Source organism: Thauera aminoaromatica S2, assembly GCF_000310185.1.
Classification (GTDB): domain Bacteria; phylum Pseudomonadota; class Gammaproteobacteria; order Burkholderiales; family Rhodocyclaceae; genus Thauera; species Thauera aminoaromatica.
The window spans coordinates 1-20,706 of the sequence record NZ_AMXD01000020.1; the positions used below are offsets into that span (position 1 = coordinate 1).

At 68.6% G+C, this 20,706-nt stretch carries 21 protein-coding genes and 1 pseudogene; 13 read left to right on the forward strand and 9 right to left on the reverse strand.

The annotated features are described in order from the left end of the window. The 3 genes and pseudogenes from C665_RS21075 to cysE form a co-directional block, all read right to left on the reverse strand. A pseudogene (locus tag C665_RS21075) lies at positions 1-128 on the reverse strand (cysteine desulfurase); the annotation flags it as partial. An 8-nt stretch (positions 129-136) separates the two neighbouring features. Continuing rightward, positions 137-619 (reverse strand): Fe-S cluster assembly transcriptional regulator IscR, encoded by a 483-nt coding sequence (iscR, locus tag C665_RS05260; protein WP_004302094.1) that lies wholly within the window; start codon positions 617-619, stop codon positions 137-139. Positions 620-825: 206 nt separating this feature from the next. Further along, positions 826-1,593, reverse strand: a complete 768-nt coding sequence (cysE, locus tag C665_RS05265; protein ID WP_004302095.1) for a serine O-acetyltransferase — start codon at positions 1,591-1,593, stop codon at positions 826-828. A gap of 203 nt (positions 1,594-1,796) precedes the next feature. On the opposite strand from cysE, the gene C665_RS05270 reads away from it, so the two are divergent. The 3 genes from C665_RS05270 (at position 1,797) to C665_RS05280 (ending at position 3,683) form a co-directional block, all read left to right on the forward strand. Next, complete coding sequence (locus C665_RS05270) at positions 1,797-2,570, forward strand: M90 family metallopeptidase (protein ID WP_004302097.1); 774 nt, start codon at positions 1,797-1,799, stop codon at positions 2,568-2,570. Between the two features lies 1 nt (position 2,571). Beyond that, entirely contained in the window at positions 2,572-3,036 is a 465-nt protein-coding gene (locus tag C665_RS05275) for a flavodoxin family protein (protein WP_004302098.1), read from the forward strand. Between the two features lie 206 nt (positions 3,037-3,242). Further along, positions 3,243-3,683 carry a host attachment protein gene (locus C665_RS05280; RefSeq protein ID WP_004302099.1) on the forward strand — a complete coding sequence of 147 codons (441 nt, stop codon included), beginning with the start codon at positions 3,243-3,245 and terminating at the stop codon, positions 3,681-3,683. 231 nt (positions 3,684-3,914) lie between these two features. Here the strand turns inward: C665_RS05280 and thpR are convergent, their stop codons facing one another. From thpR to ispD, 3 genes are read right to left on the reverse strand one after another with little or no spacing between them, the layout of a single operon-like run. Next, on the reverse strand, positions 3,915-4,475 hold the full coding sequence (thpR, locus tag C665_RS05285; RefSeq protein ID WP_004302100.1) for an RNA 2',3'-cyclic phosphodiesterase: 561 nt from the start codon (positions 4,473-4,475) through the stop codon (positions 3,915-3,917). After that, positions 4,468-4,962, reverse strand: a complete 495-nt coding sequence (gene ispF, locus C665_RS05290; RefSeq protein ID WP_004302101.1) for a 2-C-methyl-D-erythritol 2,4-cyclodiphosphate synthase — start codon at positions 4,960-4,962, stop codon at positions 4,468-4,470. Before ispF ends, thpR begins: the two co-directional genes overlap by 8 nt. Further along, on the reverse strand, positions 4,959-5,669 hold the full coding sequence (ispD, locus tag C665_RS05295; protein ID WP_187283002.1) for a 2-C-methyl-D-erythritol 4-phosphate cytidylyltransferase: 711 nt from the start codon (positions 5,667-5,669) through the stop codon (positions 4,959-4,961). Before ispD ends, ispF begins: the two co-directional genes overlap by 4 nt. Positions 5,670-5,798: 129 nt before the next feature. On the opposite strand from ispD, the gene amrB reads away from it, so the two are divergent. The 8 genes from amrB (at position 5,799) to C665_RS05335 (ending at position 15,885) form a co-directional block, all read left to right on the forward strand. Beyond that, entirely contained in the window at positions 5,799-6,623 is an 825-nt protein-coding gene (gene amrB, locus C665_RS05300; protein ID WP_004302104.1) for an AmmeMemoRadiSam system protein B, read from the forward strand. Further along, complete coding sequence (gene amrA, locus C665_RS05305) at positions 6,610-7,176, forward strand: AmmeMemoRadiSam system protein A (protein ID WP_004302107.1); 567 nt, start codon at positions 6,610-6,612, stop codon at positions 7,174-7,176. The genes amrB and amrA overlap by 14 nt, the downstream gene beginning before the upstream one ends. Further along, entirely contained in the window at positions 7,173-8,297 is a 1,125-nt protein-coding gene (amrS, locus tag C665_RS05310; protein ID WP_004302110.1) for an AmmeMemoRadiSam system radical SAM enzyme, read from the forward strand. The genes amrA and amrS overlap by 4 nt, the downstream gene beginning before the upstream one ends. An 18-nt stretch (positions 8,298-8,315) precedes the next feature. Then, positions 8,316-8,972, forward strand: a complete 657-nt coding sequence (locus C665_RS05315; RefSeq protein ID WP_004302112.1) for a dienelactone hydrolase family protein — start codon at positions 8,316-8,318, stop codon at positions 8,970-8,972. A 20-nt stretch (positions 8,973-8,992) separates the two neighbouring features. Continuing rightward, on the forward strand, positions 8,993-9,625 hold the full coding sequence (locus C665_RS05320) for a putative metalloprotease CJM1_0395 family protein (RefSeq protein ID WP_012585424.1): 633 nt from the start codon (positions 8,993-8,995) through the stop codon (positions 9,623-9,625). Positions 9,626-9,783: 158 nt separating this feature from the next. Next, on the forward strand, positions 9,784-13,257 hold the full coding sequence (gene mfd / locus C665_RS05325; protein ID WP_004302116.1) for a transcription-repair coupling factor: 3,474 nt from the start codon (positions 9,784-9,786) through the stop codon (positions 13,255-13,257). Positions 13,258-13,286: 29 nt separating this feature from the next. Continuing rightward, on the forward strand, positions 13,287-14,252 hold the full coding sequence (gene corA / locus C665_RS05330; RefSeq protein WP_004302118.1) for a magnesium/cobalt transporter CorA: 966 nt from the start codon (positions 13,287-13,289) through the stop codon (positions 14,250-14,252). A gap of 295 nt (positions 14,253-14,547) precedes the next feature. Next, positions 14,548-15,885 carry a M48 family metalloprotease gene (locus C665_RS05335; RefSeq protein ID WP_004302120.1) on the forward strand — a complete coding sequence of 446 codons (1,338 nt, stop codon included), beginning with the start codon at positions 14,548-14,550 and terminating at the stop codon, positions 15,883-15,885. Between the two features lie 44 nt (positions 15,886-15,929). Here the strand turns inward: C665_RS05335 and ccoG are convergent, their stop codons facing one another. Then, the gene (gene ccoG, locus C665_RS05340) at positions 15,930-17,327 is read right to left on the reverse strand and encodes a cytochrome c oxidase accessory protein CcoG (protein WP_004302122.1); all 1,398 of its coding nucleotides are present in this window, start codon (positions 17,325-17,327) and stop codon (positions 15,930-15,932) included. A gap of 213 nt (positions 17,328-17,540) precedes the next feature. On the opposite strand from ccoG, the gene C665_RS05345 reads away from it, so the two are divergent. Beyond that, entirely contained in the window at positions 17,541-18,134 is a 594-nt protein-coding gene (locus tag C665_RS05345) for a cytochrome c oxidase subunit 3 family protein (RefSeq protein WP_040828616.1), read from the forward strand. Positions 18,135-18,136: 2 nt separating this feature from the next. Then, positions 18,137-18,445, forward strand: a complete 309-nt coding sequence (locus C665_RS05350) for a hypothetical protein (protein WP_040828613.1) — start codon at positions 18,137-18,139, stop codon at positions 18,443-18,445. Here C665_RS05350 and C665_RS05355 read toward each other — a convergent pair. Both C665_RS05355 and C665_RS05360 read right to left on the reverse strand, forming a co-directional pair. Beyond that, a complete protein-coding gene (locus C665_RS05355; RefSeq protein ID WP_004302128.1) occupies positions 18,440-19,852 on the reverse strand; it encodes an aminotransferase-like domain-containing protein in 1,413 nt (470 codons plus the stop codon). The two genes, C665_RS05350 and C665_RS05355, sit on opposite strands and share 6 nt — an antisense overlap. A 138-nt stretch (positions 19,853-19,990) precedes the next feature. Beyond that, positions 19,991-20,590 (reverse strand): DNA-3-methyladenine glycosylase I, encoded by a 600-nt coding sequence (locus C665_RS05360; protein WP_004302131.1) that lies wholly within the window; start codon positions 20,588-20,590, stop codon positions 19,991-19,993. Between the last annotated feature and the right edge of the window lie 116 nt (positions 20,591-20,706).

Sequence of the window (20,706 nt, forward strand, 5' to 3'; positions counted from 1 at the left end):
TGGCGGCTGGAGGCGTTGCCGAAGCGCGCCGGCTCGGCGGCGCCGAGCCAGGGCAGCATGGCCTCGCGCACCGCCGGATCGAGCGGCGTGGTCGCGTTCCAGTCGAGGTAGATGGGAGCGAAGTTCATGCGCGACCTCAGACCGCGGCGATCTCGTGCACCGGCATGCGGCTGCGCCGCCGCACGCTCTTGAGCACCGTCATGTCGGCGTCGGGCCGTACCTGGTGCTTGACCAGCGCCTCCAGGCTCACCGAGTCGAGGTAGGCGTAGATGCGCTGGTTGAGGTTGGACCACAGGTGGTGGGTCATGCACACGTGATCGTCGTGGCAGTTTTCCTTGCCGCCGCACTGGGTGGCGTCCATCGGCTCGTCGACCGCGATGATGATGTCGGCCACGGTGATCTCGTCCATCGCCCGCGCCAGTCGGTAGCCGCCGCCGGGACCGCGCACGCTGTTGACCAGCTTGTGCCTGCGCAGCTTGCCGAAGAGCTGCTCGAGGTAGGACAGCGAGATGCTCTGGCGCTCGGCGATGCCCGCCAGCGTGACGGGCCCGTCCCCCTGGCGGGCAGCCAGGTCGATCATCGCGGTCACCGCAAACCGTCCCTTGGTCGTAAGTCGCATGAGGCTCTCCTCGAAGGCTGTCCGGGCTCGCGCGTGCCGGGGGCCGCCGAATATCCCATCATTTTTGTCGAGTATATGGATCCCGACAAAAACGGTCAACTAATCGGGAGACGAGTCTTGCGCTGCAAGGCGCGAGGGGCGCCGTTGCAGCCGCGGCGCCAGCCGCGAACACGGCGCTCGATCGTCCGGCACCGCAGGCGTGCGAATCAATCCACCATCCGCGACAGCCGGCCCGGGTCGAAATGGTCGCTCGGGGCGACCGTGTCGTCGAGCTTGATCCCCGCGGCCTCGAGACGGGCCAGGATGGCCTGCAGGCGGCGGTCGGTCTCAACGGAATGGTCGAGCAGGCCGTGCAGCGCCTTGGCGACCGGGTCGTCCATGTCGCGGGTCACGCCGTAGGCGCTGAAGCCGAACTGCTCGGCCTTCTGCTCGCGCGCGGCGTCGCGCTCGCTATCCTTGTCCGAGTCGAGAATGCGAGCCGGATTGCCGACGGCGGTCGCGCCGGCGGGCACGGGCTTCACCACCACCGCGTTGGAGCCGACCTTGGCGCCGTCACCTACCGTGAAGCCGCCGAGCACCTTGGCGCCCGCCCCCACCACCACGCCACGCCCCAGGGTGGGATGGCGCTTGGTGCCGCGGTAGAGGGAGGTCCCGCCGAGGGTGACGCCCTGGTAGATCGTGCAGTCGTCGCCGATCTCCGCGGTTTCGCCGATCACGACGCCCATGCCGTGGTCGATGAACACGCGGCGGCCGATCTTCGCTCCCGGGTGGATCTCGATCCCGGTGAGCAGCCGGCCGACGTGACTCGCGAAGCGCCCCGCCCAGAACCAGCCGCGGCGCCAGGCGCCGTGAGCGAGGCGGTGGAACATCAGCGCGTGGATGCCGGGATAACAGGTCAGCACCTCGAGCGTGGAGCGCGCGGCGGGGTCGCGCTCGCGGACGCTGGCCAGATCTTCTCGGAGGCGGCTGAACATGATGGAAGGACTCCCGGATGTGCGGTGGAAAAAACACGGCGGACCGCGTCGAGCGGGCGCCACGCATTCAATTCCCGAGAATTTTAATCGACTATAGCGCCCCGCCGAAAGCCCGCGCTGCGACCGCTCCACCCGCAAGACGCGGCTTGCACGCGTGGCGCGGGCGGGCAATGATCGCGCGGGATCACTCCGGACCTGCGCTCATGCTCCAGCTCTTCCGCCGCCTGCTCGGCATCCCGCCCGCCCGCCCCCTGGTCGACGAGTCGCAGTGGCGGCGGGTCGAAGCGAGGCTGCCCTTCCTCGACCACCTCGTTCCCGACGATCGGTTGCGTCTGCGCGAGATGGCGCTCGCCTTCCTCGGGTGCAAGGAGTTCCATGGTGCGCAGGGGCTGGAACTCGACGACGACATGCTGCTGGCGATCGCGCTGCAGGCCTGCCTGCCGGTACTTCACATCGGCCTGCAGGCTTACGAGGGCTGGGTGGGAGTGATCGTCTATCCGGGCGACTTCCTGATCCCGCGCCGCATCGTCGACGAGGCCGGCGTGCTGCACGAATACGAGGACGAGGTGCTGGGCGAGGCCTGGGCCGGCGGGCCGGTGCTGCTGTCCTGGTTTCCCGGGAACGACGCTCCGGCGGGCGTGAACGTGGTCATTCACGAGTTCGCCCACAAGCTCGACATGGAGAACGGCGACGTGGACGGCCTGCCCCGCCTGCGCCCCGGCATGTCTCGCCGGGACTGGGCCAAGGCCTTCGGCGAGGCCTACGAGGCGTTCTGCGCCGAGGTCGACCGCGGCATCGACACCACGATCGACCCTTATGGCGCCGAGCACCCGGGCGAGTTCTTCGCGGTGGTCTCCGAGGTGTTCTTCGAGGATCCGCTCGTGCTGCACAGGCGCTTTCCTGCGGTCTACGATCAACTCGTGCACTTCTACGGAATGGACCCCGCCGCCCGCGCGGCGGCCGCTGCCGGAGGCTGACATGAGCGCGCCCAAACGCCTGCTGATCGTCCATCACACCCAGAGCGGCAACACGGGCCGGCTCGCCACCGCGGTGCTCGAGGGGGCGCTACGCGTGAGCGAGACCGAGACGCGGTTGCTGCGCGCCTTCGACGCCGGCACCGCCGACCTGCTCGCGTGCGACGGCCTGCTGCTCGGTACGCCGGAAAACTTCGGCTACATGTCGGGCGCGCTCAAGGACTTCTTCGATCGCACCTACTACCCCTGCGAGGGCAAACTCGTCGGCCTGCCCTATGCGGTCTTCGTCAGCGCCGGCAACGACGGCACCGGCGCAGTGCGCGAGATCGGCCGCATCGCCAACGGCTACGGCTGGAAGACGGTCGCCGAGGCCCTGATCGTGCGGCGCGAGATCACCCCCGCCGACCTGGAGCGCGCGCGCGAGCTCGGCGAGGCGATGGCGGCCGGGTTGGCGATGGGGGTGTTCTGAGCGTGCGAGGGGCGAGGCGTCGGGCGTGCGATGCCGCAGGGACGCGGTCGCGGCGAGCACGTCGGGTAAGTTCACGTTTGCGTCAATCGGGATCGGTTTTCACGAAGCGGTAACGATGGTCGTGGCGGAGTCGGTTCGCGTGACCTAAGCTTCGATCGTGCCCACTGCGCAGGGCACCCGGTCTTTAATCGAACGGAGGATTGCTTATGGCCATCACCTGGATTCTGGTTGCCAACGCCAGCCTGGCGAAGCTGTACGCCAACCTGGGCCCGAACAAGGGGCTCACGCTGGTCAAGGAACTGATCCACCCGGAAAGCAGACAAAAGAATGGCGACTTGGTCTCGGACCGCTCGGGCGCGAATGGCTCGAACGGCACCGGTGGCGGCTCGATGCAGCCGCAGACCCTGCCCAAGCAGCACGAGGCCAAAGTGTTCGCACAGGAGATTGCCCAGACGCTCTACCATGGACGCACCTCGAATGCATTCAAGCGTGCGATCCTGGTCGCTCCACCCGCCTTCATGGGCCTGCTCAACGCGGTCATCGACGGCCCCACCGCGCAGATGGTCACAGACCGCTTCGAAAAGGATTACACCAAGTCGACGCAGGACGAGCTGGGGGAACGCCTCGGCTCGACGATCTTTCTCTGAGGGAGGACGTTCACGAAGGCTCCAGATCCGATCAGCCAATGGCCGAGGGCACCTGCCCGAGCCAAGGAGGATGTGCTTGACCGAACCCCCGAGGATGCAGCTTTCCTGACGGATGCAGTACACACGATGAAGACATCGTCTCCACCACGGAGACCCCGGGCACGCGAGACGTGACCCGATCGAGGACGGGGCGCATTGCGCCCCGTTCGCTTTCGGCTCCGCCCGATCGAATCACCCACGCCGCTTCAACGGCCAGCGCCCGATCGTGCGGTAGTGCGCACCGGCGGCGCTGCGCTCGGAGGCGACCAGGACGAAGCTGCCGACCGTCCATCGCAGAGGTGCGAGCTGCGCCTCGCGGGGCGCAGCGTGGGCGTTGCGCACGAGGGTGACATGCGGGGAGAAGGCACGCGCCTCGAGTGCGCAGCCGTCCGCGCGCAGCCGTCCTTCCAGATCCTGCGCGAGCGCGGCCAGCGCTGGCGGCACCATCGACGGACCGGTCCACAGGATCCGGTTGCGATGCCAGCTGCCGACGCGATCGAGGTCGAGCGCGAAGCCCTCCCCCTGGACGCCCGCGGCCACCGCGCGCAATCGCTCCACCTGCCGCACAGGCGTTTCGCCGAGGAAGGCCAGGGTCAGGTGGATGGTGTCACGACGCATCGCGCGACCGCCGCACTCGGAATGCAGCGCCCGTGCACGCGCATGCAGCCCGGCGCGGGTGGCGGCATCCGGCCACAGCGCGAAGAAGAGCCGCAGATTCGGCGCCCTCCCCGCGTCCGCTGCAGCTTCAGCCATGCTCCGCGCGCGCGATCAGCGCGACCACCTGCGCGGCGATGCCTTCGCCACGTCCGGTGAAGCCGAGCTTCTCGGTGGTCTTGCCCTTGATGTTGATCGCCGTCGCGTCCATCTCCAGGTCGGCGGCCAGGTTGGCCACCATCGCCGGGGCGTGCGGCAGGATGCGCGGCGCCTTGCAGATCAGCGTGGCATCGAGGTTCACGACCTCCCAGCCCGCTGCGCGCACGCGCGCGAAGGCCTCGCGCAGCAGCACGCGGCTGTCTGCGCCGGCGTGGGCCGGGTCGGTATCCGGGAAGAGCCGGCCGATATCGCCCAGGCCGGCGGCGCCGAGCAGCGCGTCCGTCACCGCATGCAACAGCACGTCGGCATCCGAGTGGCCGAGCAGTCCATGCCCGAAGGGAATGTCGACGCCGCCGACGATCAGCGGCCGGCCGGGGACCAGGGCGTGCACGTCGAAGCCCTGGCCGATGCGAAAGGGGATGCTCATGCGTTGTGGCCCTCACGGTTCTCGAGGATCCACTCGGCCAGGTGCAGGTCGAGCGGATAGGTGACCTTCAGGTTGGTGGCGTCGCCCTGCACCAGGCGCGGACGCAGGCCGGCGGCCTCGATCGCGCTCGCCTCGTCGGTGACCTCGCGCGCGCCTTCGAGCGCGCGTCGCAGCATGGCGTAGCGGAACATCTGCGGCGTCTGCGCCTGCCACAGGCTGTCGCGCGGCACGGTCTCGCACACATGGCGGTGCTCGTCGGCACGCTTGAGGGTGTCGGCCACCGGGACTGCCAGCAAGCCGCCGACCTCGTCGTGGGCGAGCTCGCGTACGAGCTTGTCGACATGCCAGGGCGCCAGGCAGGGGCGCGCGGCGTCGTGCACCAGCACCCAGTCCCCAGCCGCCGCCTCGCCGGCGATCGCGCGCAGGCCGCCGAGCACGCTGTCGGCGCGCGTGGCGCCACCGCAGAAGAGCGGGCGCAGCTTGGGGCCGAGCGCGCTCCAGTCGTGCGTTGCCCACTCCGTGTCGTCCACCGAGAGCACGACGAACACCGCGTCGATCGCAGGCGCGGCGCACAGCACCGAAAGCGCATGATGGATCAGGGGGCGACCGAGCAGCGACAGATACTGCTTGGGACGCGCGGCGGCCATGCGCGAGCCGCTGCCTGCGGCGGGCACGATGGCGAAGTGGCGTGGGTGGCTGATCTGCATGGCGCGCATTCTAGCCGCGCCGCCCGCCGCGCGGGCTTGTGCAAGCACGGGTTTCGATGCGGGACGATCCCGGCCGGGCTGCCTATAATGGAATCTGTTCCAACGATGACATCCCCGCAGGATTCCTCCATGGCACTCGCTTCGATCCGCCCGGCAGCCGTGGCCGGGCAGTTTTATCCTCGCGACGAGCGCGTGCTGCGCACCCAGCTCGCCGAGATGCTCTCCACCGCGGTCGCCTTCGAGTCGGCGCCCGCGCCCAAGGCGATCATCGTGCCGCACGCGGGCTACATGTACTCCGGGCCGGTGGCGGCGAGCGCCTATGCGCTGCTCGCACCGCTGCGCGAGCGCATCCGCCGCGTCGTCATGCTCGGCCCCACGCATCGCGTGGCAGTGCGCGGCTTCTCGCTGCCGGCAGCGCAGCGCTTCGCCACCCCGCTCGGCGAGGTCCCGGTCGCACGCGGCGACTGGGAGGCCCTGCAGGCGCGCGACGATGTCCTGGTCGACGATCGCCCGCACGCGCTCGAGCACTGCCTCGAGGTGCAGTTGCCCTTCCTGCAGGTCTGTCTCGAGCGCTTCGAGATCGTCCCGGTGCTGGTCGGCGACGCCTCGCCCGAAGCCACCGCCAGCCTGATCGAGCGCCTGTGGGGCGGCCCCGAGACCCTGATCCTGATCAGCTCGGACCTCTCGCATTACCTGAGCTACCGCGAGGCGCAATGGTCCGACCGCGCAGCGGTGGACCAGGTGCTCGAACTGCGCCCCGGTCTCGACCACGAGCAGGCCTGCGGCGCCACCCCGATCAACGGGCTGCTGCTCGCCGCCCGCAAGCACGACCTGCAGGCCCACCTGCTGGACCTGCGCAACTCCGGCGACACCGCGGGCGACCGCTCGCGCGTCGTCGGCTACACCAGCATCGCCTTTTGTGAAGCGGAACCCCCAAGCCATGCCCGACACTGATTTCGGTACCACCCTGCTCGCGCTCGCGCGCACCGCGATCGCCCACCGCCTCGGCCGCGGCCCCGCCCCGGTCATCCCGGACGATCCCCGCCTGCACGAGAAGGGCGCGACCTTCATCACCCTCGCCAAGGACGGCGAGCTGCGCGGCTGCATCGGCAGTCTGCGGCGCTCGCGCGAGCTCGGCGAGGACGTGATCCACAACGCGCTCGCGGCGGCCTTCGAGGACTCGCGCTTCGAGCCGCTCGCGCCCGAGGAGCTCGGCGCGGTGGCGATCGAGGTCTCCATCCTGTCCGAACCGGAGTTCCTCGACTTCTTCGGCGAGGAAGAGCTGCTCGCCCAGCTGCGCCCCGGCAAGGACGGGCTGATCATCTTCTCCGGCTGCCACAGCGCCACCTTCCTGCCCCAGGTGTGGGAGCAGCTGCCCGAGCCGCGCCAGTTCCTCGCCGCGCTCAAGCACAAGGCCGGTCTGCCCACCAACCGCGAGGTCGTCGAGCTGATGGCCGCGCGCTATCACGTGGAAAAGTTCAAGGAGACCGAACGGGAGCCCTCATGAACACGAAGCCCGCGCCAGCCGCCGAGGTCGGCAGCCGCCATCCCGCGCGCTACTGGCACCGCATCGACGACGGTCGCTACCAGTGCGACCTGTGTCCGCGCCTGTGCAAGCTGCACCCCGGCCAGCGCGGGGCCTGCTTCGTGCGCATGCGCGAGGGCGACGACATGCTGCTCACCACCTATGGACGCAGCTCGGGCTTCTGCATCGACCCGATCGAGAAGAAGCCGCTCGCCCACTTCTACCCGGGCAGCAAGGTGTTCTCCTTCGGCACCGCCGGCTGCAACCTGGCGTGCAAGTTCTGCCAGAACTGGGACATCTCCAAGTCGCGCGACCTCGACACCCTGATGGACGAGGCCTCGCCCGCGGAAATCGCCGAGACCGCGCTGCGCTGGGGCTGCCACAGCGTCGCCTTCACCTACAACGACCCGGTGATCTTCGCCGAGTACGCGATGGACGTGGCCGACGCCTGCCATGCGCGCGGGCTGAAGACCGTGGCGGTGACCGCCGGCTACATCTCCGAGTGCGCGCGGCGCGATTTCTTCTCGCGCATGGATGCGGCCAACGTCGATCTCAAGGGCTTCACCGACGACTTCTACGTCAAGCTGTGCGGCGCCCATCTGCAGCCCGTGCTCGACACCCTGGTATGGCTGCGCCACGAGACCGACGTGTGGGTCGAACTCACCACCCTGCTGATCCCCGGCCACAACGACTCCGACAGCGAGGTCACCGCGCTGGCGAACTGGGTGCGCAAGGAGCTGGGCGCCGAGGTGCCGCTGCACTTCAGCGCCTTCCACCCCGACTTCAAGATGGACGAGCTGCCGCCCACGCCGCCCGCCACGCTCGCGCGCGCGCGCCGCATCGCCCTCGACGCCGGCCTGAAGCACGTCTACACCGGCAACGTGCACGACATCGAAGGCGACACGACCCGTTGCGCGAGCTGCGGCGAGCCCCTGATCGTGCGCGACTGGTACGAGATCCGACGCTACGCCCTCGGCAACGATGGCCACTGTCCGCACTGCGGCAGCGTGCTCGCCGGTCGCTTCGCTGCAGTGGGCGCCGCGGTCGGCGACGCCTTCGGCGCGCGCCGCATCCCGGTCGCCATCCACCGTCACGGCACCTGAGCGCATTCGACCCCCAACGTGAAACTTCGAAACACCCTCATCAGCATCCCCGCACAGGGCGCGTGGCTCGACGGCCTGCTTGCACACGCGCCGGACGTGCGCGGGCTCGCCATCCTCCCGCAGTCGAGCGGACACCCTGCGCTCGACAGCGGGCCCCGGCCGGTCGATGTCGCCCTGCAGTCGCGCGGCTTCGCCACTCTCCGGGTCGACCTGCTGACCCGGCAGGAGGCGCTGCGCGACCCCGATGCGTCGTACAACATCGCCCGCCTGACCGAGCGCATCCTCGCGGCGGTCGAGTGGATCGCCCACCAGCCGCCGCTCGCCGGGCTGCAGCTCGGCCTCGTCACGCAGGACACCGGCTGCGCCGCCGCGATCCGCGCGGCGGTCAAGGCGCCGGAGACCTTCGCGGCGATCGCCTGTGTCGACGGCCGCGCCGACCTCGCGGGTGCCGAGCCCTTGCGCCAGCTGCGCTGCCCGGTGCGCTTCATCGTCAGCCCCGGCGCCCCGGAGAGCGCGATCCTGGAGAAAGCCTTTTCCCTGCTCGGGGGGGCGCGCCACTGGCTCGCCCTGCCCGACACCGGTGACGCCCGCCAGCAGGAGATCCTGCAGGCGCGGGCGGTGACGAGCTGGCTCGAACAGCACCTCGCCGCGGCCGAGCGCACGCGGGTGGAATAGGATCGGAGCGCGCCCGCTTCATGTCCGCAATGTCGATTTCCTCGCTCGGTGGCGGTGACGCGGCGTGGCGCCAGGGCACGGCGATGAATGCCGCCCGCCCTGCCGGCGCCTCCGGCGGGCCGGCGACGGCGGGGGCCGGCGGCAAGGCGCAAGAGGCAGGAGCGGGGGCGGCCGACACGCTCTCCGAGGCCGAACAGCGCCAGGTCGCCGAGCTCGCGGAACGCGACCGCGAGGTCCGTGCCCACGAGATGGCCCATGTCGCCGCGGGCGCCGGCCTGGTGACCCGGGGCGCCAGCTACACCTATCAGACCGGCCCGGACGGCCAGCGCTACGCGATCGGCGGCGAGGTCGGGATCGATACCTCGCCGGGCCGCAGCCCCGAGGAGTCCCTCTCCAAGGCCGAGCGCATCCGCGCCGCAGCCCTCGCCCCCGCCGAGCCGTCGGGCCAGGACCGCCAGGTCGCCGCGCAGGCTTCCCGCATGGCAAGCGATGCGCGCATGGAGATCGCCCGCCGCGAATTCGAGCAAGGCGGCGCGGGCACCGAGGCGGCGGCCACGCGCGATGGCCCCGGCTATCGCGGCATGCGAGCGGCGCAGGCCTATTCGGCAGCGCTCGCTCCAGGCCAGGGGCCCACCCTTTCAGCCACTGCCTGAGCCTTCCGCTCCGCGTTCGAGCGATCACGCCGTGCGCTGGCGGGCCGGGATGAACGATAATTCTCTCTTTGCCGGCCCCGCGTCCCTACCGCCGTGCTGCCCGCCTCCGCCACGGTGACGGAGGGTCGCAGTCCGCAGACGACGCTCGAGAAACCACGATGTCCCTCTCCCTCGACGCCCTCCTCTCCCGGCTCGCCACGGTCAAGCTGCCCAAGCCCGGCGGCCGGCTCGAACTCGAGCCGCTCGCCGGCTCGGCAGACGCCCTCGCCATCGCCCAGCTCGCCAGCCGCGGCCGCATGCTGGTGGTGATCACGGCCAACCCGCTCGACGCCCAGCGCCTGCAGGACGAGATCGCCTGGGTCGCACCCGGCCTGCGCGCGCACCTGCTGCCGGACTGGGAGACCCTGCCCTACGACAGCTTCTCGCCCCACCAGGACCTGATCTCCGAGCGGCTGTCGACGCTCTATGCGATTTCTCGCGGCGAAACCGACATCGTGCTGGTGCCGGCCTCCACCGCGCTCTATCGCATGGCACCACCTGGCTACCTCGCCGCCTACACCTTCTTCCTCAAGCAGGGCGAGCGGCTGGATGTGGAGCAGTTCAAGGCGCAGATGGCGCTCGCAGGCTATGCGCACGTCACCCAGGTGGTGAGCCCGGGGGAGTTCTCGGTGCGCGGCGGGCTGGTGGACCTGTTCCCGATGGGTTCGCCGCTGCCCTTCCGTATCGACCTCTTCGACGACGAGGTCGAGAGCATCAAGACCTTCGACCCCGACACCCAGCGCACGGTGTATCCCACCAAGGAGATCCGCCTGCTGCCGGCGCGCGAGTTCCCGCTCGACGACAAGGGGCGCACGCGCTTTCGCAGCCGCTTCCGCGAGACCTTCGAGGGCGACCCGACGCGCGCGTCGATCTACAAGGACGTCTCCAACGGCATCGCCCCCGCCGGCATCGAGTACTACCTGCCGCTGTTCTTCGACGAGACCGCGACGCTGCTGGACTACCTGCCCGCCGAGACGCCGGTGCTGCTGCACCGCGACGTGCCGGCGGCGATCGCCGAGTTCTGGAAGGACACGCGCTCGCGCCACGACCTGTTGAAGGGCGACCGCAGCCGCCCGGTGCTGGCACCCGAGCAGCTCTTCCTGACCGACGAGGCCTTCTTCATCGCGCTGAAGAACCTGCCGCGCCTGGCGATCGGGGCCGAAGTGGGCGCCAAGGCGGGCGCCGAGCCCGCGGCCGCCAGCACCGACGCGCTCGCCCTGCCCCCGCCCGAGGTCGCGGTCGAGCGCAAGGCCACCGACCCGCTGCACAAGCTCAAGGCCTTCCTCGACGGCTTCGACGGTCGCGTGCTGCTGCTGTCGGACTCGCCCGGCCGGCGCGAGACCATGGCCGAGTTCTTCGCCGAGTACGACGTGCGCCCCGAGGCCACGGCCGATTTCGGCGCCTTCCTGGATTCCGACGCCCGCCTCGCGCTTGGCGTCGCCCCGCTCGCGCGCGGCTTCGTTCTACCGGCTGCAAGGCTCGCGGTGCTGACCGAGACCGAGCTCTACGCCGCCACCGCGCGCAGCCGCGTGCGCCGCGACGCGCGCAAGGCCGCCACCATGGAAGGCTGGCTGCGCGACCTTTCCGAGCTCAAGATCGGCGACCCGGTGGTGCACGTCTCGCACGGCATCGGCCGCTACCTGGGCCTCCTCCACATGAACCTCGGCGAGGGCGACACCGAGTTCCTGCATCTGGAGTACAACGGCGGCGACAAGCTCTATGTGCCGGTGTCGCAGCTGCACGTGATCACCCGCTACGCCGGCGCCGACCCCGAGGCGGTCGACCTGCACCGCCTCGGCTCCGGCCAGTGGGAGAAGGCCAAGAAGAAGGCCGCGATGCAGGTGCGCGACACCGCCGCCGAACTGCTCGCGCTCTATGCCCAGCGCGCTGCCCGCCCCGGCCACCGCTTCGACTTCAAGCAGCATGACCTCGAAGCCTTCGCCGAGGCCTTCGGCTTCGAGACCACGCCCGACCAGCAGGCCGCCATCGACGCGGTGGTGGCCGACATGAAATCCGGCCGCCCGATGGACCGCCTGGTGTGCGGCGACGTCGGCTTCGGCAAGACCGAGGTCGCGCTGCGCGCCGCCTTCATCGCGGTGGCCGACGGCAAGCAGGTGGTGGTGCTGTGCCCGACCACCCTGCTCGCCGAGCAGCACTACCAGACCTTCGCCGACCGCTTCGCCGACTGGCCGATCAAGCTCGCCGAGCTGTCGCGCTTCAAGTCGGCCAAGGAGCAGGCCGAGGCCCTGCAGCTCCTCGCGGAGGGCAAGGTCGACATCATCATCGGCACCCACCGTTTGCTGCAGAAGGACGTGATCTTCAAGCGCCTCGGCCTGGTGATCATCGACGAGGAGCACCGCTTCGGCGTGCGCCAGAAGGAGGCCTTGAAGCAATTGCGCTCCGAGGTCGACATCCTGACCCTGACCGCCACGCCGATCCCGCGCACCCTGGGCCTGGCGATGGAGGGCCTGCGCGAGTTCTCGGTGATCGCCACCGCGCCGCAGAAGCGCCTGGCGATCAAGACCTTCGTCCAGCCCTCCAGTCGCGGCCTGATCCGCGAGGCGGTGCTGCGCGAGTTCAAGCGCGGCGGCCAGGTTTACTTCCTGCACAACGAGGTCGACACCATCGACAACATGAAGGACGACCTCGAGGAGCTGCTGCCCGAGGCGCGCATCGTCGTCGGCCACGGGCAATTGCCCGAGCGCGAGCTCGAACGCGTGATGCGCGACTTCACCCAGCAGCGCGCCAACCTGCTGCTGTGCACCACCATCATCGAGACCGGCATCAACATCCCCACCGCCAACACCATCATCATCAACCGCGCCGACCGCTTCGGCCTGGCGCAGCTGCACCAGCTGCGCGGCCGCGTCGGGCGCAGCCACCACCAGGCCTACGCCTACCTGCTGACCCAGCCGGGCGCCAAGCCCAGCGCGCAGGCGCAAAAAAGGCTCGAAGCCATTGCGATGATGGAAGACCTCGGCTCCGGCTTCTACCTGGCGATGCACGACCTCGAGATCCGCGGCGCCGGCGAGGTGCTGGGCGAGAACCAGTCGGGCGAGATCCAGCAGGTCGGCTTCAGCCTGTACACCGAGATGCTCAAGCGTGCGGTCAAGGACCTGCAGGCCGGCAAGGAGCCCGACCTGTCGCAGCCGCTGGAGGTCGTCTCCGAGATCAACCTGCACACCCCGGCGCTGCTGCCCACCGACTACTGCCCCGACGTGCAGGAGCGCCTGACGCTGTACAAGCGCCTGGCCAACTGCGAGATGGAAGAAGATTTGCGTGCGCTGCAGGAAGAGCTCATCGACCGCTTCGGCGAGCTCCCGGCGCAGACCGCCGCGCTGATCGAGACCCACCGCCTGCGCATGCTGGTGAAGGACTACGGGGTGCACAAGCTCGATGCGTCCGATGCGCAGATCAGCGTGCAGTTCGCCAAGGACGCGCCGATCGACCCGATCAAAGTCATCTTCCTGATCCAGAAGGACCGCAGCACCAAGATGGCCGGCCCCGAGAAGCTCGTGCGCCGTGCCAGCCTGCCCAACCTCAAGGAGCGCGTGAAGGCGGTGAAGGACCTGCTCGAGGCGGTGAAGGCCTGATCCGGCGAAGGCGCAAGCGACCCACGACCATGCTCATCAACTGCATCGCCTACCAGCACGGCCGCAAGCTCGCCGACATCCCGGTCGAGGACATCAGCGAGTACATCCAGCAACCCGAGACCTTCGTCTGGGTCGCGCTCAAGGACGCCACCGCCGAGGAACTCGCGGTGATGAAGGAGGAGTTCGGCCTCCACGAGCTCGCCGTCGAGGACGCCAACCACCGCCACCAGCGCCCCAAGGTCGAGGAGTACGACGACGAGCTCTTCGTCGTCATGCACCTGATCGAGGAGCGCGAGGGCAAGCTCGAGGTCGGCGAGGTGCACGTCTTCGTCGGGACCAACTACATCCTGTCGGTGCGCAACAACCACGCCCGCGACTTCCTCGGCGTGCGCGCACGCTGCGAGCGCGAGCCGAAGATGCTCGCCAAGGGCCCGGGCTACGTGCTGTACGCGCTCATGGACGCGGTGGTCGACGGCTACTTCCCGCTCATCGACAAGCTCGAGACCGAGGTCGAGGCGCTCGAGGAGCGCATCTTCACCAAGGGTGCGGGCAACACCAACATGCGCCGCCTCTATCGCCTCAAGCGCAAGGTCACCCTGCTCAAGCACGCCGTGCTGCCGCTGATGGAGGCCGCCGGCAAGCTGCACAGCGGGCGTGTGCCCGAGGTCTGCGCCAAGAGCCGGCACTACTTCCGCGACGTGTATGACCACCTCGCCCGTATCGACGCCTCGCTCGACAGTGTCCGCGAGACCATCGGCACCGCGATCCAGGTGAACATCTCGCTGGTCACCATCGACCAGACCGAGGTCAGCAAGCGCCTCGCGGCCTGGGCCGGCATCTTCGCGGTGGCCACCGCCTTCGCGGGGATCTGGGGCATGAACTTCAACCACATGCCCGAGCTGGAGTGGGAGTACGGCTACTTCGCCGGCCTCGGCATCATCGTCAGCGCCAGCACCTTCCTGTGGTGGCGCTTCCGCAAGGCAAGGTGGCTGTAGCGCGCAGCCGATGCGTAGGAGCGACGCAAGTCGCGATTGCCGCCGCTCCGTCCCGCCGACACCCCTTCCCGCTCCACCGCCCGATCGCGACTCGCGTCACTCCTACAAATCCCCGGCACGCCGGCCGATCGCGACTCGCGTCGCTCTTCCAAATCACCGCTTGGCGTGCCGTAGGAGCGACGCAAGTCGCGATTGCAGCGCCTCGGTCCCCATCGACGCCCATCGCCCCTGCCCTGCCCCAGACCTTTCCTCCGCGCCGCTACAATCCCCGCATGTCCTTCGACGAGCGAATGCCATGAGCTTCTTCGACGACCTCGCCCGCAGCCTCGAACGCAACCGCATCACCCGCCGCCAGGCGCTGTGGCTGCTCGGCGCGGGCGCGGCGGCCGGCCTGTCGGGCTGCGCCACCTCCCCGGTCACCGGCGAGACCATCCTCGTCGGCATGAGCGAGGCGCAGGAGAAGCAGACCGACGCCCAGGTCGCGCCGCACCAGTTCTCGCAGGACCTCGGCGCCATCCAGGACGAGGCGGTCAACCGCTACGTCGCCGGCATCGGCCAGCGCATGGGCACGCTCACCCACCGTCCGCAGATGCCCTACTCCTACCGCGTGCTCAACGCCAACTACGTCAACGCCTACACCTTCCCCGGCGGCGCGATGGGCGTGACGCGCGGCATCCTCGCCGACCTCGACGACGAGGCCCAGCTCGCCGCCCTGCTCGGCCACGAGCTCGGCCACGTCAACGCCCGCCACGCCGCCCAGCGCCAGGGCCAGAACCTGGTCGCGCAGGCGGCGCTCGCCGGGCTCAACGTGGCGGCACAGAGCTCCGACTGGGGCGGGCTGATGAGCATGGGCGGACAGATCGGCGCCAGCGCCCTGCTCGCCGGCTACTCGCGCGAGCACGAGCGCGAGGCCGATGCGCTCGGGCAGGAATATCTCGTCAAGGCCGGCTACCCGGCGACCGGCATGGTGCGCCTGCACCAGTTGCTGGTTGCCGAGGAAAAATCCGCCCCCTCGCTGCTGCAGACGATGTTCTCCACCCACCCGATGAGCAGCGAGCGCATGCAGGCCGCGCAGGCCGCGGCCGACTCGCGCTACCGCATCAGCAACAGCCTGGACGTCCGCCGCGAGCGCTTCATGGACAGCACCGCCAGCCTGCGCCGCATCCGCCCCACCATCGACGCCTGCAAGAACGGCGAAACCGCGATGGCCGCCAGGCAGTACCCCAAGGCGCAGGCCGAATTCCAGACCGCGCTGGCCAGGACCCCGCGCGACTACGCCAGCAACCTGCGCATGGCCCAGTGCCTGCAGGCCCAGGGCCAGACCGCGAAGGCGGTGGACTACGCCGACAACGCGCGCGAGATCTACCCGCAGGAGGCGCAGGCCTACAAGCTCGCCGGCGTGCTCGCCCTGCAGCAGCGCGACGCCGGCCGCGCCTACCAGAACCTCGACCGCTTCGACCGCCTGCTCCCCGGCGACGCCGGCATCACCTTCCTGAAGGGCATCTCGCTCGAAGGCATGGGCAACCGCCAGGCCGCCGCCCAGCACTACGCCGCCTACCTGCGCCAGAGCCAGCAGGGCAACGCCGCGCAGTACTCGTACAACCGGCTCAAGGCCTGGGGGATGGTGAAGTAGCGCAGGAGCAGCCCGCCGCGATCCCGCGTCTGCGAGCCACCATTTCAACGGAAGGGCAGGATGAAGGTGCCCTTCTCACGCACCGCAAGGCTTGCGTCGTGCAGCGCCACCGTCTCGAACACGATCGGCTGCACGCCGGACGGCATACCCTCGAGCGGAGATGACAGCGTGAGCGTGACGGTGCGGACGCGCCCCGGCTCGACCGCGAACTCGGTGGCTCCCTCGATCCGCAGCCCCGGCAGGCCGCCCACGCCGATGCGGAACCGTCGGGTCGCCTCTTCCATGTTGATGAGCTTGAGGGTGTAGCTGTTCTCGATCCGGCCGTCGGTGGTTTCCTGCATCAGGGCCCCGCGATCACGGTGCACCTCCACCCGCAGCAGCACGCGCTCGTTCAGCGTCCACGCACCCAGCGCCGTGAACACGAGCAGCAGGCCGCCATAGACCAGGGTCCGTGGCCGCGACCAGCCCGCAGCGGTTTTGGGCTGGCCGGCAAGCTCGCGCTCGCTCGCGAAACGGATCAGGCCGCGCGGCGCGCCGATCCTGTCCATGACCTCGTCGCAACCGTCGATACACAGGCCGCAGTTGATGCACTGGTATTGCAGGCCGTCGCGGATGTCGATGCCGGTCGGACACACCTGTACGCAGATTCCGCAGTCGATGCAGTCTCCCTTGTTGCCCGCCTGGCGCAAGGTCCCACGGGGTTCTCCACGCGTGGCGTCGTAGCTGACGTTAGCCGTATCCGAATCGATCATCACACCCTGGAAGCGCGAGTACGGACACATGTGCTGGCATACGGCCTCGCGCGCCAGCCCCGCCTGCAGATAGGTGAAGGTCGCGTAGAAGAGCAGCCAGAAGGTTTCCCAGGGGCCCGTCTGGAAGCTGGCGATCGCTGGCAGCAGTTCCCGGATCGGTGTGAAGTAGCCAACGAAGGTGATCGCGGTCCACGCAGCCACCAGCGCCCAGATGCCGTGCTTGACCGACTTGATCAGCAGCTTGCGCGCCGACATCGGGCTCTGGTCGAGGCGCAGGCGCGTGAGGTGATCGCCCTCGACCTTGCCTTCGATCCACACGAAGATCGACGTATAGACCGTCTGCGGACAGGCAAAGCCGCAGAACAGGCGCCCTGCGATGGCGGTGGTGAAGAAGAGTGCGGTTGCCGCGAGGATCAGGACGATGGCGAGCAGCAGCGCATCCTGCGGCCACAGGACGAGGTCGAAGAGATAGAGCTTCTCGTCGACGATGTCGAGCAAAATCGCCTGCCGCGTGCCGGCTTCCGTCGTCCACGGCAGCCAGCACGCGCCATAGAACACAATCTGGGTAAGCCAGACCATCGCCCAGCGCAGGCTGTTGAAACGGCCCTGCACCGCTTTGGCGTGGATCTTTCCCTTCTTGCGATAGAACTCCAGCTTGGCTTCGCGCACCTTGCTGACGGGTGGGTTCATGGATGTACTCCGGCTCTGACGATGGCCGGAAGTACATCACCGCGGTTGGTGCAGGAGCAGATTCAGATCCTACGATTTGGAATAGGTACAGATTTTGAGCAAAGGCTTCGCTGTGCCTGCCGACTATCCATCCGACTGTTCCTGTCCACGCAGTTGCGGGCGGCCACAATCACGGCATCGAATCAGGAGTGAAGCACCGTGATCGCCAATACGATGAGTTTGCCCACCACAGGAGGTGAGGCGAGCCCCAATACCGGCAGGGTGCCCGGCAACAAGGGCATCTGGGTCGGAATCTGCTGCGAGTTCGTCGAGTTCCTGGTGCTGTTCATTGTCTACTTCGTCGCCCGTGCGCACTTTCCCGACGCCTTTCACAGCGGGGCGGAGCGGCTCTCGCAGACCGCCGGCGTGGTGATCACCTTGCTGATGGTGAGCAGCAGTTTTCTCATCGCGTGCTCGGTGACGAGCCTGCGTGCCGGGCGCAGACGTGAATCGATCGCCTGGCTGATCGCTGGCCTGGTCGCGGCGCTGGGCTATCCAGTGGCGAAATACCTCGAGATCCAGTGGAACCTCGCGCACGGTATCGACGGCGAGTCGGGGATCTTCTTCACCGTCTATTACTACCTGACCTTCACCCATATGGTGCATGCCTTCTGGGGCATCCTCGGCATCCTGTGGGTTCTGACGCGTCATTCATTCGGGATCTATACGGCCGACGAGCACAGCGGTCTGGAAGCGCTCGCCAGCTACTGGCACGCGACCGACATCATCTGGCTGGTCATCTTCCCCTTCTTCTACGTCCTGGCCTGATCATGGAATCCATTGAGCGCAAACCCGCCACTTCACTCCGGCCTCTGGTCCTGACCTGGCTGGCCCTGGTGGGGCTGACCCTCGCCAGCCCGCAACTCGGCAACGGTCTCGGGGGGCCGCAAGCCGTTCAGTTGACCGTGGCTGCAATCATCTGGATCAAGGGCTACCTGGTCGCACGCCACTTCATCGAGGCGGAACTGGCTCACCCCTTCCTTCGCAACGTGCTGCGCTTCTTCATCGCCTTCACGCCGATCGCGATCGTGCTGACGACCTTCTTCGGCGATCGCTTCGCCCGCCTTGCGAGCCTATAGCTGCCGCTTGATCAGCCTGCCCAGCGTCGCCAGTGCCTGATCCTGGCGAGGGGTCGCGGGATGGCCGAAGTTGAGCCGCAGATAATTGGAGAACTCGCGCTTGGCGGAAAAGATCGGCCCCGGTGCGATGCTGACCCCCTGCGCGAGCGCCTCTTCGTGCAGCCGCAGCGTATCGATCCGAGGCGGCAGTTCCAGCCAGAGAAAATAGCCGCCGTCCGGACGGGCCAGGCGGATACCGGGGGGAAAGTGTTCTTCGATGCCGGCCAGGAGTTGCGCTTCCTGGCGCGCAAGTTGCCGGCGCAAGTGGCGCAGGTGATTGTCGAAGCCGCCATGCTTCAGGTAGTCGGTCAGCGCGATCTGCATGGGGACCGCCGTCGCCAGGCTGGTCGAGTATTTCTGCCGCTGCACCTCCTTGGCGTAACGCCCCGCCGCGACCCAACCCAAGCGGTATCCGGGCGCGAGGCACTTCGAAAACGAGGACACGTGCAGCACCAGACCCTCCGTGTCCATCGCCTTGCTGCATCGCGGCGCCTCGGGTCCGAAATACAACTCGGCGTAGACATCGTCTTCGATCAGCGGGACCTGATGCTGGTGGAGAAGCTCGACCAGCGCACGCTTGTTGTCGTCCGGGACGCGACTTCCCGTCGGGTTCGCGAAGTTCAACATGAACAGGCAGGCCTTGATCGGATGATGGCGCAGCGCATCGGCCAGCGCATCCAGGCTCACCCCTTCGCGCGGGTGGCTCGGGATCTCGATGACCTCGAGTCCCAGGCGTTCGCTGGCCTGCAGCCCCGCATAGAAGGTGGGCGACTCGACGGCGATCAGGTCGCCGGGTCGGGTCAGGGCCTGCAGGCAGAGGTTGAGCCCTTCCATCGCACCCGACGTGACGACGATCTCCTGCGGCGAAACCGAGGCGCCATGGGCCAGGTAACGCAGCGCGAGTTGTCGGCGCAGTTCGTCGTTGCCCGGGGGAAGGTCGGTGACCGTTGCCAGCGGATCCAGGTGACGCGCCGCCGCCGCGAGGAAGCGCCCGAGCTTGTCGAGCGGGTAGAGGCGCGCGTCGGGAAAGCTCGACCCCAACGGCACGATGGCGGGATCCCGCACGCTGTCGAGGATCTGGAAGATGAAGTCGCTGACCTCGAGCGCCGTGGAGCCGCCCGCTGGATGGGTCATCTCCGGCTCGGGCAGTCTGCTGCCAAGCCGGGCGCGCACGAAGTAGCCCGACTTCGGCCGCGCCTCGATCAGGCCTCGGCTCTCGAGCAGGTGGTAGGCCCGGGTGACCGTGATCGGGCTGATGCCGAGGGTCTTGCAGGCCTGGCGGACGGAGAGCAGTTTGTCGCCCGGGCGCAAGACACCCTCGGCGATCCGCTGTGCGGTCCGGTCGGCAAAATCCTGGTAGAGGCTCATGGGGACGATCCTAGCGATGCGCAGCGAACCCGGCCTTGCCATGGATCACTTCGATCGCTGCCGCTTCGCAAGCAGGCGATGCCGCCTGGCTGTGCCCGAGCCAGCAGGGCAACGCCGCGAGGTATTCCTGCAACCGGCTCAAGGCCTGGGGGCTGGTGAAGTCGCGCAGCGCCCCGCCGCGATCTCGCGCTGGCGGAAGCAGCCGTCCACATGGTCGTTGACCATCCCCACCGCCTGCATGAAGGCGTAGCACACCGTCGGCCCCACGAAGCGGAAGCCCAGCCGCTTCAGCTCGCGGCTCATCGCCTGCGACGCCGCCGTCTGCGCCGGAATTTCCGCCAGGCTGCGCGGCGGCGCGGTCGGCGCCGAACCCTCGGCAAAGCGCCACAGCAGCGCGTCCAGCGACCCGAAGCGCTCCTGCGCCGCCAGCGTCGCGCGCGCGTTCGCCACCGCCGACTCGATCTTCAGCCGGTTGCGCACGATGCCCGCGTCGGCGAGCAGGCGCGCAAGGTCCGCCTCGCCATAGCGCGCGACACGCTCGGCGTCGAAGCCGTCGAAGGCGCGGCGGTAGTGCTCGCGCTTGCGCAGGATGGTGATCCAGCTCAGCCCCGCCTGCGCGCCCTCGAGCACGAGCATCTCGAAGAGGTGGCGGTCGTCGTGATTGGGCACGCCCCACTCGGTATCGTGGTAGGCGACGTAGAGCGGATCGGTGCCGCACCAGGCGCAGCGCTCGGACATGGGGAACTCCGGTCGGGGGGTGCGGAAAACGCTATGCGATCGCGAAGCGCGAAGGGCTTAGTCTACCGGTTCGAGGCAGATTTGGCGGCGGCGATGGGGATCCTGTCCCCATCCCG

Coding starts and splice junctions, on each gene's coding strand:
- ccoG (WP_004302122.1), bottom strand. CDS start 17,327: ATGAACCCACCCGTCAGCAAGGTGCGCGAAGCCAAGCTGGAGTTCTAT.
- C665_RS05270 (WP_004302097.1), top strand. CDS start 1,797: ATGCTCCAGCTCTTCCGCCGCCTGCTCGGCATCCCGCCCGCCCGCCCC.
- C665_RS05350 (WP_040828613.1), top strand. CDS start 18,137: ATGGAATCCATTGAGCGCAAACCCGCCACTTCACTCCGGCCTCTGGTC.
- thpR (WP_004302100.1), bottom strand. CDS start 4,475: ATGGCTGAAGCTGCAGCGGACGCGGGGAGGGCGCCGAATCTGCGGCTC.
- amrB (WP_004302104.1), top strand. CDS start 5,799: ATGGCACTCGCTTCGATCCGCCCGGCAGCCGTGGCCGGGCAGTTTTAT.
- cysE (WP_004302095.1), bottom strand. CDS start 1,593: ATGTTCAGCCGCCTCCGAGAAGATCTGGCCAGCGTCCGCGAGCGCGAC.
- corA (WP_004302118.1), top strand. CDS start 13,287: ATGCTCATCAACTGCATCGCCTACCAGCACGGCCGCAAGCTCGCCGAC.
- amrA (WP_004302107.1), top strand. CDS start 6,610: ATGCCCGACACTGATTTCGGTACCACCCTGCTCGCGCTCGCGCGCACC.
- C665_RS05335 (WP_004302120.1), top strand. CDS start 14,548: ATGAGCTTCTTCGACGACCTCGCCCGCAGCCTCGAACGCAACCGCATC.
- C665_RS05275 (WP_004302098.1), top strand. CDS start 2,572: ATGAGCGCGCCCAAACGCCTGCTGATCGTCCATCACACCCAGAGCGGC.
- C665_RS05280 (WP_004302099.1), top strand. CDS start 3,243: ATGGCCATCACCTGGATTCTGGTTGCCAACGCCAGCCTGGCGAAGCTG.
- amrS (WP_004302110.1), top strand. CDS start 7,173: ATGAACACGAAGCCCGCGCCAGCCGCCGAGGTCGGCAGCCGCCATCCC.
- C665_RS05355 (WP_004302128.1), bottom strand. CDS start 19,852: ATGAGCCTCTACCAGGATTTTGCCGACCGGACCGCACAGCGGATCGCC.
- mfd (WP_004302116.1), top strand. CDS start 9,784: ATGTCCCTCTCCCTCGACGCCCTCCTCTCCCGGCTCGCCACGGTCAAG.
- C665_RS05360 (WP_004302131.1), bottom strand. CDS start 20,590: ATGTCCGAGCGCTGCGCCTGGTGCGGCACCGATCCGCTCTACGTCGCC.
- C665_RS05320 (WP_012585424.1), top strand. CDS start 8,993: ATGTCCGCAATGTCGATTTCCTCGCTCGGTGGCGGTGACGCGGCGTGG.
- C665_RS05345 (WP_040828616.1), top strand. CDS start 17,541: ATGAGTTTGCCCACCACAGGAGGTGAGGCGAGCCCCAATACCGGCAGG.
- iscR (WP_004302094.1), bottom strand. CDS start 619: ATGCGACTTACGACCAAGGGACGGTTTGCGGTGACCGCGATGATCGAC.
- ispD (WP_187283002.1), bottom strand. CDS start 5,669: ATGCAGATCAGCCACCCACGCCACTTCGCCATCGTGCCCGCCGCAGGC.
- ispF (WP_004302101.1), bottom strand. CDS start 4,962: ATGAGCATCCCCTTTCGCATCGGCCAGGGCTTCGACGTGCACGCCCTG.